Source organism: Propioniciclava flava (assembly GCF_004126535.1).
Lineage (GTDB): Bacteria > Actinomycetota > Actinomycetes > Propionibacteriales > Propionibacteriaceae > Propioniciclava > Propioniciclava flava.
On sequence record NZ_PPCV01000002.1, the window covers coordinates 327,382 to 341,466 of the forward strand.

Here is a 14,085-nt window from a genome sequence, read left to right on the forward strand (position 1 = left end):
GTCTCGTTGCCCGCGGCACTGCGTAGGTCGGGCGGGCAGAGTTTCCGCCCTGTGCGCCGGCTCGCCCCCTCGGGGGTCCCGAACAGTCTAATGGTCCGGCTCTGACGCGGCACGTGGGTGGCAACCGCGCGTGCCTCCCACGCTACGCGCTGGGGATCTGCCAGTCGATGGGGGTGGCTCCCTGGGCGAGGAGCGCGGCGTTGGCGCGGCTGAAGGGGCGGGAGCCGAAGAACCCGGAGCGGGCCGACATGGGGGACGGGTGAGCCGAAGCGATGATCGGGATGGTGCCCAGGCGCGGGGTGAGCGACTGCGCGTCACGCCCCCACAAGATCGCCACCAGCGGACCGCCCCGAGCTACCAGCGCCTCGATGGCCCGGTCGGTCACGGTCTCCCAGCCGCGTCCCCGATGGGAGGCGGGAGCCCCGGGGCGTACCGTCAGGCAGCGGTTGAGCAGCAGGATGCCTTGGTTGAACCAGGCCGACAAGTCGCCGTGCTGGGCCGGGGCGATCCCCAGGTCGCTGGACAGTTCCGCATAAATGTTCTGCAAGGAGCGCGGCAGGGGGCGGACGTCGGGGGCGACGGAGAACGACAGCCCGACGGGATGCCCGACCGTGGGGTAGGGGTCCTGGCCCACGATGAGCACCCTGACGTCGGCGAGCGGGCGAGAGAACGCGCGCAAAACCTGGTTGCCTGCGGGGAGATAGTGCCGACCGGCGGCGAGTTCGGCGCGGAGGAAGTCGCCCATGGCGGCGATGGTGGGGGCCACAGGTTCGAGGGCTTGCGCCCAGTCGGGTGCCATCAGGTCGCGCAGAGGACGGGAGGTCACCGGCCCAGGCTAGCCCTGCCCGGCTGTCGGGGTGGTGGCCGCTAGGCTGGCCGCGGTGAAAGGAGCGTCATGACCCTCAGTAACGCCCTGGCTCGGCTGTTCTCCCCCCGCGAGGCCGCCGTGTCGGTCCCGCAGCCTCTGGTCGTCCAGGTGGAGCAGCCCGAGCACTCGGAGCCTCACGTCGACCTCGCCCCCGAGATTCCCGCTGGGCTCACGATCGCGGCCGGATACACCTGGCGCCTCCTCCTGCTCGGGGTGGGGGTGGTGGGCCTGTTCATGGCGCTGGGCTACTTCTCCCAGCTCACCGTGCCGCTCGCGATCGCGATCCTGCTCGCGGCGATGCTCCACCCGATCGCCGACCGACTCAAGCGCTGGGGCTGGCCCCCCGCCCTGGCGGCTCTGGCGGCGTTGCTCCTCTTGGTCTTGATCGTCGCTGGCCTGCTGGGGTTCGTCGGGCAGCAAGTGGCAGGCGAGTTCCCCAGCCTGGTGGATCAGACCAGCGCCGGGTTCTCCTCTCTGGTCGCCTGGCTGGGCACCCTTCCCTTCGGGTTCCAGCCGTCGCAGATGTCGCACTGGATCCAGATGGGCACTCAGTGGCTGCAGACGCAGGCCGCCTCGCTGGCCGGTGCGGCCGCCGGGGTCGGGGCTGCCTTCGGCAACTTCTTCGCCGGGCTCGCCACCGCCTTGGTTGCTGCCTTCTTCTTTGCCTTCCAGGGCCGCATGATCTTCACCAACACGGTCAACGTGGTCGTTCCGTCCCACTACCGCGACAAGGTGGATCGGGCGGCGCTGCGCGGCTGGACGTCCTTGGTGGCCTACATGCGCTCGGCGGTGATCGTGGCTGCGGTCGACGCGGCAGGCGTCGCGCTGGCGGCCTTCTTGCTGGGTGTGCCGCTGGTGGCAGCGCTGTTCGCGCTCACCTTCTTCTTGTCGTTCATCCCCATCGTCGGCGCGGTGCTTGCCGGGTCCGTGGCCGTCGCTTTGGCGCTCGTGACGCACGGGTGGGTGCAGGCGCTCATCATGCTGGGCGCGGTGATCGTCGTCATGCAGACCGAGGGCAACTTCCTCCAGCCGCTGGTGATGGGCAAGGCCGTCAACGTGCATCCGCTCGCCGTCTTGGTCGGTATCACGGCGGGCGCCATCGTGAGCGGCATCCTCGGTGCGTTGCTGGCTATCCCGGTGCTCGCCTTCATGGTGGCGTTCGTCACATCGCTGCGTCACCCTGAGGACGCGATCCCCCACACCTGACCAGGGTTAACACAGGGGGTCCGCCCCTATGTCAGATTGGTAAGCGCGGTTTACCATTTGAGTCATGAGTGAGCCTGATCTTTCCGCAATTTTGGCGGACCTGGCGGCGGGGGATATCGATTCGGCCGAGGCCGCCCGCCGTATCGAAGCGTTGCGCCGCCCAGACGGCGAGGCACAGGACGCGGACGAGCCCGCGGGCCCCACCGGCGTCAAAGGCACCCAGCGCGTCGCGATCCGAGCAGTCGGACGCCGCGTCACCGTCATCGGGGATCCGTCGGTCGCCACGGCATCGGTGACCGGCGAGCACGTCCTGCGCCGCCAAGGCGAGGTGCTGGAGGTCTCCGCCGACGGTGAACTGGGGCCCAAGCTGGAAGGCTTCAGCCTGCTGAACCCGCCCAAGAGCTTCGACGACCTGCGCGGCATCACCTTGGCCCGCGGGCTCACCGTCCGGGTGAACCCGGCCATCGAGGTCGACATCGAACTGACCGCCGGCAGCCTGAATGTCACCGGAGTGCCCTTCCTGGGGCGGGTCCGCGTGACCGCCGGCGGCATGGCGATCAACGGCGTCCGCCGGATCACCGACGCGCTCGTGCAGGCTGGGTCGGGGACCGTCGAGGGGCCCATCAACACGGGTCGTTCACGGCTCAAGATCGAGTCGGGTTCTTTGACCGTCGGGCTGGCGCCGCGCTCCTCGGTCACGATGCGCTCCCAAGCCCAGGTCGGGCGGGTGACGTGGCCTGACGAGGGGGCGGCTGTCGATGAGTACATCGTCGGCAACGGGACGGCGCGGCTCGACCTCGAGGTTGTCATGGGCACCGTCACGGTACGCAAGGTGGAATCGTGAGCGCCACGGCACACCTGCACCGTGCCCCAGCCGACTGCCCCGTGTGCGGTGACCGGCTGGCCGTCTCACGGCTGGGCTGCCCCGGATGCGGCACCGAACTGGTCGGCTCCTTCGCCACCTGCCCCTACTGCGCGCTCGGTGAAGCCGACCTGGATCTTCTCCGCGTCTTCCTGACGTCGCGGGGCAACATGAAGGAAGTCGAGAAGCACCTGGGGGTGTCCTACCCGACGGCTCGCTCCCGGTTCAACGACCTGCTCGGGCGTCTGGGCCTGCTGGAGAGCGCCGACGATGAGGCGGAGCCGGGCACCGCACAGGAGCCCGACCAGCCGATCGCGCGCGAAGAGCCGGTCGAGGCGGCCTCGGCTCCGGTCGGCAACGACGTCCGCGACCAGATCCTGGCGCAGGTCGCCGCGGGGAGCCTGGCCCCCGACGTCGCCGCGGACCTCCTCGCGCGCTTGTAACCCCACGAACACGGATCGCCCCGGACGCCGAGCGCGGCATCCGGGGCGATCGAGCGTTGGGGCCTAGCCCGAGTAGACGCCGAACTCGAGGATCGTCACATTGATCGTGGAGCCGTTGGGCGCCGCATAGGACACCTTCTGGCCCTTCTTCGCGCCCACGACCGCGGCGCCGAGGGGGGATTGCGGGCTGAAAACATCCACCGACGTGTCGGTCACGCCGATGAGTTCGCGCGAGCCCAACAGGAACGTGTCGGTGTCGTCGGGGTCGTCGTCGTAGGCGATGGTGACGGTCATGCCGGGGGCGACCTTCTTGCTGCCTGCCGGTGCCTCGCCGATCTTTGCATCGCGCAGCATCGCCTCCAGTTGGCGGATGCGCGCCTCCTGCTGCCCCTGTTCCTCGCGTGCGGCGTGGTAGCCGCCGTTCTCGGAGAGGTCTCCTTCGTCACGGGCCTGGGCGATCTTCGCCGACACCGTGGTCCGTCCTTCGCCCTTGAGGTATTCAAGCTCTGCGGTGAGCTTGTCGAATGCCTCCTGGGTCAGCCAAACGGTGGAATTCTGTGTGTCAGACATTGAACGAGCTTATCAGCGGGGGGCGCTGAGGGAGCTAGGGCGTGCCCGATGTTGTGCGCAGACCTCAGCGCGGGGTGCAGTTCTCGATCTTGACCGACGTGGCGCGCTTGAAGGTCCGGATCGTCACGTCGTGATCTTCCAGCTTCTGATCGCTGGGCGGCAGTTCCAGGGCAAACTGCCCGACGGTGTCGTAGGTGACGGCCTGAGCGGTGAGCGTGCAGACGGCCGGACGCTGGGGGTCGGGGCGCTGCGTCGTGAGGCGCACGTCAACTGTCTGGTCGGACGTGACGGTGAAGCTCACCACCCGGGCGCTCACGGGCGGGTTCGCGTTGTAGAGCGCCGACCAGACCAGCCACACTCCGGCGAGGATCGCCAGGAGGGCCACCCCCGCCAGCCACAGCCAGCGCGGCGTCCTGGATGGCGGATAGCGGCGGGCGATCCGTTCGGCGTCGGTCTCGGTGGGGGAACTCACCCGTCCATTGTGCCGGGCCAGGCGGGGGCGGATCGCCCTGTGGCCGAGACTGCGCGGGGAGCGCTTGCGTGGGCGGGGAGAATGACGCTCATGTCCGATGCTCCCCAGATCCGGGTCGCCGCCGACGGCGAGCCCCTGCGCCTGATGGCCGTGCACGCCCACCCCGACGACGAGTCCAGCAAGGGCGCGGCCACGATGGCCAAGTACGTCGCTGAGGGCGTCCAGGTGCTCGTGGTGACCGCTACCGGCGGCGAGCGAGGCGACATCCTCAACCCCGCCATGGACACCCCCGAGAACCAGGCGACCATTCCGGCGCTGCGGCAGGCCGAGATGGCCAAGGCCCGCGAGATCCTCGGCGTCCAGCAGGTGTGGCTGGGATATGTCGACTCGGGCCTGCCTGAGGGCGATCCGCTGCCGCCGTTGCCGGAGGGGTGCTTCGCGCTGGGGGATGTGGAAGAGGAGTCGAGCGCGCTCGCGCGGATCATTCGCTCCTTCCGACCCCACGTCCTGCTGACGTACGACGAGTTCGGTGGGTATCCCCACCCCGACCACATCCGTACCCACGAGATCAGCATGCGGGGCATCGAGATCGCCGCAGACCCGAGTGCGCCCGCGTCGCTGGGGGAACCCTGGCAGGTGCTGAAGGTCTATTACCACCAGAACTTCCACCGCGCGCGGGCCGTCGCGCTGGATGCCGTGATGCACGACCAGGGGCTGGAGTCGCCCTACCGGGAGCGGTTGGCGTCCTGGCCTGAAGACCCAGCCCAAGCCGCCCGTTTGACGACGTTCATCCCCGCGGCTGACTACTTCGAGGCCCGCGACGACGCGTTGCGTGCGCACGCGACCCAGGTGGACCCGAACGCGTTCTGGTTCGCGGTACCGCTGGCGTTGCAGCGCAAGGCATGGCCCACCGAGGACTTCCAGTTGGTTGAGTCGCACGTGCCCTCGACGCTGCCCGAGGATGACTTGTTCGCCGGTATCCCGACGCGCACCGTGGATAAGGTGGACGCGTGGTACTACACGATTTAGGCGCCCAACAGGCGCCGGGCTGGATGACCCTGGTGCTGGTCGCTGCCCTCCTCGTGGCGCTGGTGCTGTTGTTCCTCAACATGCGTAAGCATCTGCGCACCGCCGATTACGCCGACCTGCCCTCGTCTGCCGAGGTGCGGGAGAAGCAGGCATCCGAGGAGCGCCGCCCGGATGCGGGGGGCCGTCAAGGCTGAGTTCGGCACCGACCGGCGCCGCAGTTGTGGCGTCCGGGGTGGCGTCGGTCTGGCAGGGTTGAGGTATGCCAAACCGCCTTGCCGACGCGACCAGTCCCTACCTGCTGCAGCATGCCGCTAACCCGGTCGACTGGTGGCCGTGGGGTCCGGAGGCGTTTGCCGAGGCGCGACGCCGCGACGTCCCCGTCCTGATCAGCATCGGCTACTCCGCGTGCCACTGGTGCCACGTCATGGCCCACGAGTCCTTCGAGGATCCGGCCGTGGCAGAGGTGGTGAACGCCAACTTCGTGGCGATCAAGGTTGACCGCGAGGAGCGGCCCGACGTGGATGCGGTCTATATGCGCGCAACCCAGGCCCTCACCGGCCAGGGCGGCTGGCCGATGACCGTCTTCGCCACCGCAGAGGGCCTGCCCTACTTCGCTGGCACCTACTTTCCCCCCGAACCCACCGACGCGCAGCCGTCGTTTACTCAGGTGGTGGACGCGCTCGCCCAGGCATGGCGTGACCGGCGCGGCGAGGTGCTGGAGTCGGCCAGCGCGATCGCGGACCAGTTGACCACCATCAACGCCGTGCCCCGCACCGATACGCCCCCGGAGGTGTGGCCCTTGATCGACGCGCTGGCCTCCGACTTCGACCTTCTCCACGGCGGGTTCGGTGGGGCGCCGAAGTTCCCCTCCCCGCTCCTCATCGACGCGCTCCTGGTCAAGGGCGAGGCCGGGACGCTCGACTTGGCCCAGCGGACGCTGGAGGCGATGGCCCGCGGTGGCATCCACGACCAGATCGGTGGCGGGTTCCACCGGTACGCCGTCGACGCGGGCTGGGTGGTACCGCATTTCGAGAAGATGCTCTACGACAACGCCCTGCTGTTGGGCGCCTACGCGCGCGGGTGGCGGCGCACACCGCAGCACGACGCCCAACTCCGCGCCCTGTTCGAGCGAGTAGTCCGCTCACTGGTCGGCTGGCTGGCCCGCGAGATGACCGTCCCCGGCGGTGGTTTCGCGGCCTCGCTGGACGCCGATTCCGCCGACATTCGAGGCATGGCACACGAGGGCATCTACTACGTGTGGAACCCCGAGTTGCTCAGCGATGCGCTGGGGGAGGAGGACGCCGACTGGGCCGGTCACACCTTCCACGTCACCTCGGCGGGCACCTTCGATCACGGCCTGTCGACGCTGCAGTTGCGTGGGGCCCCCGACGCGGACCGGCTGACGGCCGTGGCTGCGCGCCTGCTGGAGGTTCGCGGGCACCGGTTCGCTCCGCCACGCGACGACAAGGTCATCGCGTCGTGGAACGGCTGGGCGATCGACGCTTTGCTGAGCGCGGCCCTGATCTTTGGGGAGCGCTCGTGGTTGGAGTTGGCGCGCACGGCCGCTGAGTACCTGTGGTCGACGCACCGGGTCGAGGGCGGCTGGGTGCGTTCCTCCCTCAACGGGGTCGCCGGGGAGGCCCCCGGCACGGCTGAGGACTACGGGGCCGCGGCACTGGCCTTCGCCCGGCTCGCGGGAGTGCTGGGGGAGGCGTCCTGGCTGGAGCGTGCCGAGGCGCTCCTGGCCGACGCCGTGGTCCGCTTCGACGCCCCCGAGGGAGGGTTCTACGACGGGGCGGCCGACGACCTGTACACGCGTCCTCGTGACGTCCAGGACAACCCGACGCCGTCGGGGACGATGAGCCTCGTCGCCGCCCTGCGTCTGGTCGGGCTCCTGGCTGATCGCCCCGAGTTGATCGCCCGCGCCGACGCCGCAGCCGCGACGACCTGGGGGACGGTGGAGGCTGCGCCTCGGTTCGCCCCCGCGGCCCTGGCCGACCTGTTGGCCGCCGACGAGGCACGCCAGGGCATGCGTCCGGCGCTGGCAGTGATCGTCGACGCCGACGGCGATCCGCTCAACGAGGCGGCACGTGCGGTGTGGCGGATGGCCCCGGCCGGGACGGCCATCGTGTCGGCACCCGCGGGGACGCCCGGGTTTGGCGACGCGTTTACGGGCCTGGCCCCGGCACCCGATCCTGACCCGGAGCAGGGCGAGACGGGGCTGCTGACGCACGCCCGCATCGGTGCCTCCGGGCAGGTGAGTGAGGCCGAGGAGTACGACGAGCACGAGATCGTCACGCTCCCACAGACGGTGTACGTCACCCGCAACGGGCACCGGTTCGCGCCTGCCCGTGCGGTCCAGGACGCCCGGCGGGCCTTGTGGAGCCGTGCCTGACGTCACCTGGCTGTGCGCCCCGGACGCCCCTCGCAGGGGGGCCGGGCGCACAGTCGGTTAGCCGAGCGGTGGGTGCAGGTCCTTGGTGGTGAACTGACGGCGCCGGTGGACGACCAGCACCAGCAGACCCACGCAGGAGACCAGCAGGATCAGCATCAAGACCGCGTCGCGGGCGAGCTTGCTCATCAGGCCACCCGAGATGCAGATGCGGAAGGCGTCGATCGTGTACGTCATCGGCATGACGTGACCGATGGCGGCGAAGAACGGCGGGAGGAGTTCGGGGGGATACGTGCCGCCCGAACTGGACAACTGCAGGATCAGCACGATCAGCATCGCGGCGGTCGCCACCAAGCCCAGCGACGTGCGCAGCAGGTGAGCCACCGCGGAGAACGCCAAGGCCACCAAGGTCACCATCACGATCATGAGCCCTGGATGCACCGGATCAAGCCCCAGCCCGATCCACGCGGCGCCCAGCATCAGCCAACTCGCCAGCACGGAGATGCCCGCCAGCGGCAGCCAAGCGGTGATCGCGATGCGCAGATCGCCCGCACGCCCGGCGATGACGCGTCCAGTGATGGGGCGCACCAGGAAGAATGCGGAGATCCCGAGCACCCACAAGGCGATGGAGAAGAACATCGGCGCCAACCCGCGCCCGTACACGTGGGCCGGGTTCTCCACCTGCATCGTGACGTCGACGGGCGCTGAAAGCACCTGGACGGCGTTCGTGGTCTGATCGGGGGTCAGCGCGGGAATGCGCGCCGCTCCCTCCGCGAGCTTGGTGGCGAGTTCGTGCGCGCCGGTGGCGAGTTGCCCCAGCCCGTCGTCGAGGGACGCGGCGCCGTCGGCGAGCTGATGAGTGCCGCTGGCGAGTTGGGTGGCGCCGTCGCGCAACTGGCCGCTGCCACTGGCGAGCTGGGTCAGGCCGTCCGCGAGCGTGCGGGCCGATGGGGCGGCCTTGTCGAGGCCTTGATCGAGTTGCTTGGCGCCCCCGGCGACCTGGTGTGCTCCGTCGTTGAGCTGGTCGATCTTCGCCTTGGCCTCGGTGGCCTTGGCGGAGAGATCCCCGGCACCCTGGATGGCCTTGTTCGCTGCGGCGGCGTCCGCGGCCGCAGCGGTGAGGTCGGTGCTGACGGTGGTCGCCGTGCTGTCGGCATGTTCGAGGGAGTCGCGCAGTCGTTGGATGCGCGGGTTGCTGGCCAGTTCGGGGTGGTCGGCGATGAGGGCGTCGAGATCGGCGAGGGCGGACGCGGTGTGCCCCGAGATGCTGCTGCTGCTGCCCTGGGCCAGTTTGTCGGACACGTCCGCGATGGTGGCCGAAGCGCGGGTCACGCGATCTTGGATGGCGGGAAGCTTGTCGGCGGCCATCCCCAGGATGGGGTCCAGGGTGTCGGCGAGTTGCTGCGTCCCGCCCGCGACCTGGGTGGCGCCCGAGCTCAGGGTTCCGGCGCCGCTGCTGAGCTGGTCCAGCCCGGAGGCGAGCTGCTTGGACCCGTCGCGGGCGGTCGCGCTCCCGGTGGCCACCTGCGTGGCGCCCGTGACCAGGGAGTCGGCTCCGGACGCCGCCGTGGCCGTACCGGAACGCAACTGAGTGCTGCCCTCGTGCGCGGACGCCAAACCGGTATCGAGTTGTGCCGCGCCATCGGCCGCTTGCGTCATCCCGTCCCGGATGGTGGCCAGGTTGGCGAACACGGCCTCGAAGTAGCTGCGCACGGCCGTCTCATCGATGGCGCGGGCGATGCTGTTTTGGGCGCTGTTGGTGATCGTGCCGATCACGAACCCGTTGGCGTCATTGCGTTGCAGCATGATCTGTGCGCGACGCGGGTCGGTGCCTTGACCGCTGACCAGGTCCGTGGAGAAGGACTCCGGCACGGTGATCACCAGGTAGTACCGCCCCCGGGAGAGCCCGTCGGCGGCTTCGGTGGCATCGGTGTCGATGAAGTCGAAGGTGTTGGCCCGATGCAGGCTGTCGACGAAGTCCTTGCCTGCGGCGACGCTGGAATCGTTGACGGTGGTGGGGACGTCGTGGTTGACCACGGCGACGGGCACGCGGTCGAGGCGTCCGTAGGGATCCCAGTTTCCGGCCAGGTAGATGCAGCCGTACAGCAACGGGATGAGCAAAATGAAGCCGAGCGCGAGGCGGGGCAGCGGGCCCCGGAAGCGCTTCAGCTCGAAGCGGGCGAGGCTTAACGGGTTGTTGGCCGAATCCCACATGTCAGGCCTCCGGTTCCAAGTCGATGATGAGGGCGTCGTCGGGGATGACGGTTCGTTCAGTGGTGGACGCGATGACGGGTTGGCCGTCAGCGGTGAGGGCGGCGATTCCCGCCCAGAGGGCTCGCTGGTCCTCCAAGGTGGCATCGTCGTCGAGGTCGTCCAACGCGACGATGGTGGCGGGCCGGACGCACGCCAGGGCGAGCGCTGCTCGCGTCTGGTCCAGCGGAGGCAGATCGCCGAAGAAGGTGGTGACGGGCGCTTTGAGCCCTAGGAGCCGTGCGGCATGCAGATAGAGCGCCATGCGTGAGCGGGCCCGCGCGCCGTCGAACAGTGTGCGTTCGGTCAGGCAGTCCTCCAGCGTCAAGGAGGGCTCCGGCTCGATCAGACCGAGGACGCGCGCCACCGACGTCATGCGCCTCACCTGGCCGGGATGCTTGCGGGCATCCACGCCACCGATCCGCAGTTCGCCGGTCACGGGACGCATCCGTGCGGTAAGGGCGAGCAACAGGGTTGACTTTCCGGCCCCCGCATGGCCGACGACGGCAGCGAACTGACCGGCGGGCAGCGTGATGTCGAGCCCCGCAAAGGCCGGGTCGTGCGAAGCCATGCCGAAGTTGCGGGCGTGAATGATGTCCGGGGCGGGGCGGGCGTTCGACTCGTCGGCGTCCGCGATCACCCTGGCAGGGGCCGACTCTTCCGGCGGTGCCGACGGGGCCGGCTCGGCCACGTCCTGCGCGGGGGTGTCGGCTGCGACGCGTGGGGCAGCCGGGGTGCTCGGCGCCGGGAGGGCGTCGTCTGGTGCGGAGGTGACGGGTGACTCAGACACATGTATGAGGATACTCATTGTTGAGTGAACTCAAAATTCGTCTAAGGTGTGGACATGCCATCCGCCGGATTGTTGGGCCGCCGCGAGCGCAACAAGGCCGAGAAGCGTCGCCGCATCGCCGAGGCCGCCGCCACGCTCTTCGCCGAGAACGGGTATGCCCGCACCACGACGCAACAGGTGGCGGCCGCCGCTGACGTCGCCGACGGCACGATCTTCCGCTATGCGGGGACGAAGCCCGAGTTGCTGCTGATGGTCCTCAACGAGCAGGTTGCCGACCTGCTGGAGCACGGACGCATCGCGGCGGCGTCGGCCCCCACGGTCGCCGACGCGGTGGTGGCGCTGATCGGACCACTGGTGGCCCTGGTGCGCGCCCAGCCCGACAATGCCGCCCCTTACCTGCGCGAGGTTCTGTTCGGTGAGGCTGGGCCGCACCGGGATGAGGCGCTGGCCGTGGTGGACGGTGCCGTGGAGCAGTTGGCGCAGATCCTGGCGCCGACGCTGGATGTGGAGCAGGTGGGGCTGTCGCTGGAGGACTCGGCCCGATTCGTCTTCTCGACGCTGGTCAACGAGGTTCTGCGGGGCGTCATGCGGTGCGTGCCGGTCAGCCTCGAAGCGCTGAGTGTGCGCGTGGGAATCCTGCTGCGTGGCCTGGGGGTGGCCTGATCGCCTAGGCGAGGGTCGCCAGCGTGATGGCGATGAAGTGGCAGACCGCGGCCACGACGGTGCAGGCGTGGAAGATCTCATGGAAGCCAAACCAGGTCGGGGAGGGGTTGGGTGCCTTGCGGGCGTACACCACGGCTCCGAAGGTGTAGATCAGCCCTCCCGCCAGGAGCAGGAGGACGACGGCGGGGCCCCCTGTCATCCAGAAAGCGGGCAGCCAGGCGACTGCCGCCCAGCCCATGGCTACATAGAGGGCCGTGTAGAGCCAGCGGGGTGCCGTCATCCACGTGAGCTTGAAGGTGATCCCGGCTGCGGCGACGCCCCACACGATCGCCAGCAACAGGGTGGCGTTGGGGGCGTCCAGCATCGTCAGGGCCAGTGGGGTGTAGGTGGCGGCGATGAACACGAAGATGTTGGCGTGGTCCATCCGGCGCAGAACGGCTTCGCTGCGCGTGGTCCAGTGCCCTCGGTGGTACACCGCGGAGGTGCCGAACAGCAGAGTCGCCCCGAGAAGGTAGATGGCGACGCCGATACGGGCGTGGAGGCTGTCGGTGGCCACCAGGAGCGTCAGGCAGGCCACCTGCATGATCGGGGCCATGCCCAGGTGGAGCCAGCCGCGCAGTCGCGGCTTGGCTGCTGGGGAGTTACCCACGGCGCGCCCCCTACTTGACGAAGCGTAAGTTACGGTCACGTAGGTAAGGTTAGGTGCGTCCATCGCGACGCGCAACAGCCGCAACCCCCGATACCGTGGGCGGCGTGAAGATTCTTGCCACCACTAATGCCCCGTTCGAGTTCGAGGCCCCCGAGGGCGTCGAGGTTGTGTCGATCGACGAAGATCAGCCCATCCCGGCCGAGCACCTCGACGCCGATGGCGCCATCGTCCAGGGCTGGACGTCCCCCGCGGTCACGCAGCTTGCCCGTGAGGCCACGCACCTGCGGTGGGTCCAGACGCTGGCCGCAGGCCCCGACGGTGTCTTGGCCGCCAACTTCCCCGCGCAGGTCACCATCACCAACGGGCGTGGCCTGCACAACCTCACCGTCGCCGAGACGGCCCTCACACTCGCACTGACCGGGATCCGCCAGGTACCCGAGATGCTCACGGCCCAGCGCGAGCAGCGCTGGGAGCACGACGCCTACGGCGCGTGGCGCACGCTCCGCCCCGAAGGTCGCCTGGGCTCGGTCATCGATACCAACGTCTTGGTGTGGGGCTTTGGCGCCATCGGGCAGCAGATCGCCCGCAACTTCACCGCCATGCACGCCCATGTGAAGGGCGTGGCCAACAGCGCAGGGGAGCGCGCCGGCTTCCAGGTGTTCACCGACGCCGACCTGCCGACGCTCCTGCCCGAGACCGACATCCTCATCATGGTGCTGCCGAGTTCGGCCGACACCCGTCACGCCTTGTCTGCCGAGCGGATCGCCTTGCTGCCCAACCATGCGTGGGTCGTCAACGTTGGCCGCGGCGTCACCGTCGATCAGGACGCCCTCGTCGCCGCGCTGAACGCGGGCGAACTCGGTGGTGCGGCGCTCGATGTGACCGATCCCGAGCCCTACCCGGTGGACGGGCCGCTGTGGAGCACGCCCAACACCATCGTGTTCCCGCACGTGGCCGGCGGTGTGGCCTACGGCTCCAACGAACTGTTCAACGACAACCTCGCTCGCCTGCGCGCAGGCGAGACGCTGCGCAACGTCGTGGCCCGCTAGCCGCCATTACGCTGGCGCTATGGCATGGGGGGAACGCGTCCGGGAGTGGGTGGACCGGCTTCACCCGGCGGGGCTGCTGTACTCGACGTACGAGCAGCGGCTCTTCGCCGAACTTGATCGCTCCCGGCTCCCGGGACACGTCGCCGTCCTCGCGGACGGGAATCGTCGCTGGGCGCGGCTGAACGCGCCCGGCGGCCCTCTCGTGGCCGGGTATCAGGCGGGCGCCGACAAGCTGAAGTCGTTCGTCGGCTGGTGCGACGAGGTCGGCATCCAGGTGGTCACGCTGTGGGTGCTGTCCACCGAGAACCTGACCAGGAACCCCAGCGATGTGGGCCCCCTGCTGGGCGTCATCGAGAAGCTGTTCGTGGACTTGGCCTCCACCGGGCGGTGGCGTGTCAAATGTGTGGGGGACGCCTCGCTGCTTCCCCCCGACATCGCGCGTTCCCTCGAGCGCGCGGAGGCGGCCAGCGCGAACAACCCCGGCATGCAGGTCAACGTGGCGATCGCCTATGGCGGTCGTTACGAACTGCGTGACGCCGTCCGCAAGCTCCTGCGCACCGAGGCCGAAAAAGGCACCGATCTGGCCGAACTGGCCGACACGTTGGAGATCGACGACATCTCCGAGCACGTCTACACCGCAGGCCAGCCCGACCCCGACCTCATCATCCGCACCTCCGGCGAGCAGCGCCTGTCGGGCTTCATGATGTGGCAGTCGGCGCACAGCGAGTTCTATTTCTGCGAGGCGCTGTGGCCCGACTTCCGCCGCGTCGACTTCCTGCGGGCACTGCGCAGCTACACCAGCCGCGAGCGCCGCTACGGACGCTGAGAGGCCCCGGGGGCGG

The 14,085-nt window shown here is 69.3% G+C and carries 15 protein-coding genes; 9 read left to right on the plus strand and 6 right to left on the minus strand.

From position 1 onward, the window contains the following. Positions 1-142: 142 nt before the first annotated feature. Positions 143-826, minus strand: coding sequence for a uracil-DNA glycosylase (locus C1706_RS04325; RefSeq protein ID WP_129457983.1), 684 nt, complete (start codon positions 824-826; stop codon positions 143-145). A 69-nt stretch (positions 827-895) separates the two neighbouring features. On the opposite strand from C1706_RS04325, the gene C1706_RS04330 reads away from it, so the two are divergent. The 3 genes from C1706_RS04330 (at position 896) to C1706_RS04340 (ending at position 3,379) form a co-directional block, all read left to right on the plus strand. Continuing rightward, positions 896-2,074: an AI-2E family transporter gene (locus C1706_RS04330; protein WP_129457984.1), complete on the plus strand. Its 1,179-nt coding sequence runs from the start codon at positions 896-898 to the stop codon at positions 2,072-2,074. A gap of 64 nt (positions 2,075-2,138) precedes the next feature. Beyond that, a complete protein-coding gene (locus C1706_RS04335; RefSeq protein ID WP_129457985.1) occupies positions 2,139-2,918 on the plus strand; it encodes a hypothetical protein in 780 nt (259 codons plus the stop codon). Continuing rightward, positions 2,915-3,379, plus strand: a complete 465-nt coding sequence (locus C1706_RS04340; protein ID WP_129457986.1) for a DUF2089 domain-containing protein — start codon at positions 2,915-2,917, stop codon at positions 3,377-3,379. Before C1706_RS04335 ends, C1706_RS04340 begins: the two co-directional genes overlap by 4 nt. A gap of 63 nt (positions 3,380-3,442) precedes the next feature. On the opposite strand, the gene greA is transcribed toward C1706_RS04340, so the two are convergent. Together greA and C1706_RS04350 are read right to left on the minus strand one after the other, a co-directional pair. After that, positions 3,443-3,949: a transcription elongation factor GreA gene (gene greA / locus C1706_RS04345; protein ID WP_129457987.1), complete on the minus strand. Its 507-nt coding sequence runs from the start codon at positions 3,947-3,949 to the stop codon at positions 3,443-3,445. Positions 3,950-4,013: 64 nt separating this feature from the next. Next, positions 4,014-4,421, minus strand: a complete 408-nt coding sequence (locus tag C1706_RS04350) for a DUF4307 domain-containing protein (protein WP_164987425.1) — start codon at positions 4,419-4,421, stop codon at positions 4,014-4,016. A 90-nt stretch (positions 4,422-4,511) separates the two neighbouring features. Here C1706_RS04350 and mca point away from each other — a divergent pair, with 90 nt between their 5' ends. The 3 genes from mca to C1706_RS04365 all read left to right on the plus strand — a co-directional run bounded on the left by mca (position 4,512) and on the right by C1706_RS04365 (position 7,845). Next, positions 4,512-5,450, plus strand: a complete 939-nt coding sequence (gene mca, locus C1706_RS04355) for a mycothiol conjugate amidase Mca (protein WP_129457989.1) — start codon at positions 4,512-4,514, stop codon at positions 5,448-5,450. Next, the gene (locus C1706_RS04360; RefSeq protein WP_129457990.1) at positions 5,432-5,644 is read left to right on the plus strand and encodes a hypothetical protein; all 213 of its coding nucleotides are present in this window, start codon (positions 5,432-5,434) and stop codon (positions 5,642-5,644) included. The genes mca and C1706_RS04360 overlap by 19 nt, the downstream gene beginning before the upstream one ends. Before the next feature lie 65 nt (positions 5,645-5,709). After that, positions 5,710-7,845, plus strand: coding sequence for a thioredoxin domain-containing protein (locus C1706_RS04365; protein WP_129457991.1), 2,136 nt, complete (start codon positions 5,710-5,712; stop codon positions 7,843-7,845). A gap of 57 nt (positions 7,846-7,902) precedes the next feature. Here the strand turns inward: C1706_RS04365 and C1706_RS04370 are convergent, their stop codons facing one another. Both C1706_RS04370 and C1706_RS04375 read right to left on the minus strand, forming a co-directional pair. Further along, positions 7,903-10,056 carry a YhgE/Pip family protein gene (locus tag C1706_RS04370; protein WP_164987426.1) on the minus strand — a complete coding sequence of 718 codons (2,154 nt, stop codon included), beginning with the start codon at positions 10,054-10,056 and terminating at the stop codon, positions 7,903-7,905. 1 nt (position 10,057) lies between these two features. Continuing rightward, the gene (locus C1706_RS04375; RefSeq protein ID WP_164987427.1) at positions 10,058-10,882 is read right to left on the minus strand and encodes an ATP-binding cassette domain-containing protein; all 825 of its coding nucleotides are present in this window, start codon (positions 10,880-10,882) and stop codon (positions 10,058-10,060) included. A 54-nt stretch (positions 10,883-10,936) separates the two neighbouring features. Here C1706_RS04375 and C1706_RS04380 point away from each other — a divergent pair, with 54 nt between their 5' ends. Then, positions 10,937-11,545, plus strand: coding sequence for a TetR/AcrR family transcriptional regulator (locus C1706_RS04380; protein ID WP_129457994.1), 609 nt, complete (start codon positions 10,937-10,939; stop codon positions 11,543-11,545). A 4-nt stretch (positions 11,546-11,549) separates the two neighbouring features. Here the strand turns inward: C1706_RS04380 and trhA are convergent, their stop codons facing one another. Next, a complete protein-coding gene (gene trhA, locus C1706_RS04385) occupies positions 11,550-12,194 on the minus strand; it encodes a PAQR family membrane homeostasis protein TrhA (protein WP_241653420.1) in 645 nt (214 codons plus the stop codon). A gap of 104 nt (positions 12,195-12,298) precedes the next feature. Here trhA and C1706_RS04390 point away from each other — a divergent pair, with 104 nt between their 5' ends. Both C1706_RS04390 and C1706_RS04395 read left to right on the plus strand, forming a co-directional pair. After that, positions 12,299-13,243, plus strand: a complete 945-nt coding sequence (locus tag C1706_RS04390; protein ID WP_129457996.1) for an NAD(P)-dependent oxidoreductase — start codon at positions 12,299-12,301, stop codon at positions 13,241-13,243. Positions 13,244-13,262: 19 nt separating this feature from the next. Beyond that, positions 13,263-14,069 (plus strand): isoprenyl transferase, encoded by an 807-nt coding sequence (locus C1706_RS04395; protein ID WP_129457997.1) that lies wholly within the window; start codon positions 13,263-13,265, stop codon positions 14,067-14,069. The last annotated feature ends 16 nt before the right edge of the window (positions 14,070-14,085 follow it).

What these genes read in the sequence shown, in the direction of transcription:
- C1706_RS04330 (WP_129457984.1), top strand. Translation starts at nt 896, where the DNA reads ATGACCCTCAGTAACGCCCTGGCTCGGCTGTTCTCCCCCCGCGAGGCC.
- C1706_RS04335 (WP_129457985.1), top strand. Translation starts at nt 2,139, where the DNA reads ATGAGTGAGCCTGATCTTTCCGCAATTTTGGCGGACCTGGCGGCGGGG.
- greA (WP_129457987.1), bottom strand. Translation starts at nt 3,949, where the DNA reads ATGTCTGACACACAGAATTCCACCGTTTGGCTGACCCAGGAGGCATTC.
- mca (WP_129457989.1), top strand. Translation starts at nt 4,512, where the DNA reads ATGTCCGATGCTCCCCAGATCCGGGTCGCCGCCGACGGCGAGCCCCTG.
- C1706_RS04365 (WP_129457991.1), top strand. Translation starts at nt 5,710, where the DNA reads ATGCCAAACCGCCTTGCCGACGCGACCAGTCCCTACCTGCTGCAGCAT.
- C1706_RS04370 (WP_164987426.1), bottom strand. Translation starts at nt 10,056, where the DNA reads ATGTGGGATTCGGCCAACAACCCGTTAAGCCTCGCCCGCTTCGAGCTG.
- C1706_RS04380 (WP_129457994.1), top strand. Translation starts at nt 10,937, where the DNA reads ATGCCATCCGCCGGATTGTTGGGCCGCCGCGAGCGCAACAAGGCCGAG.
- C1706_RS04395 (WP_129457997.1), top strand. Translation starts at nt 13,263, where the DNA reads ATGGCATGGGGGGAACGCGTCCGGGAGTGGGTGGACCGGCTTCACCCG.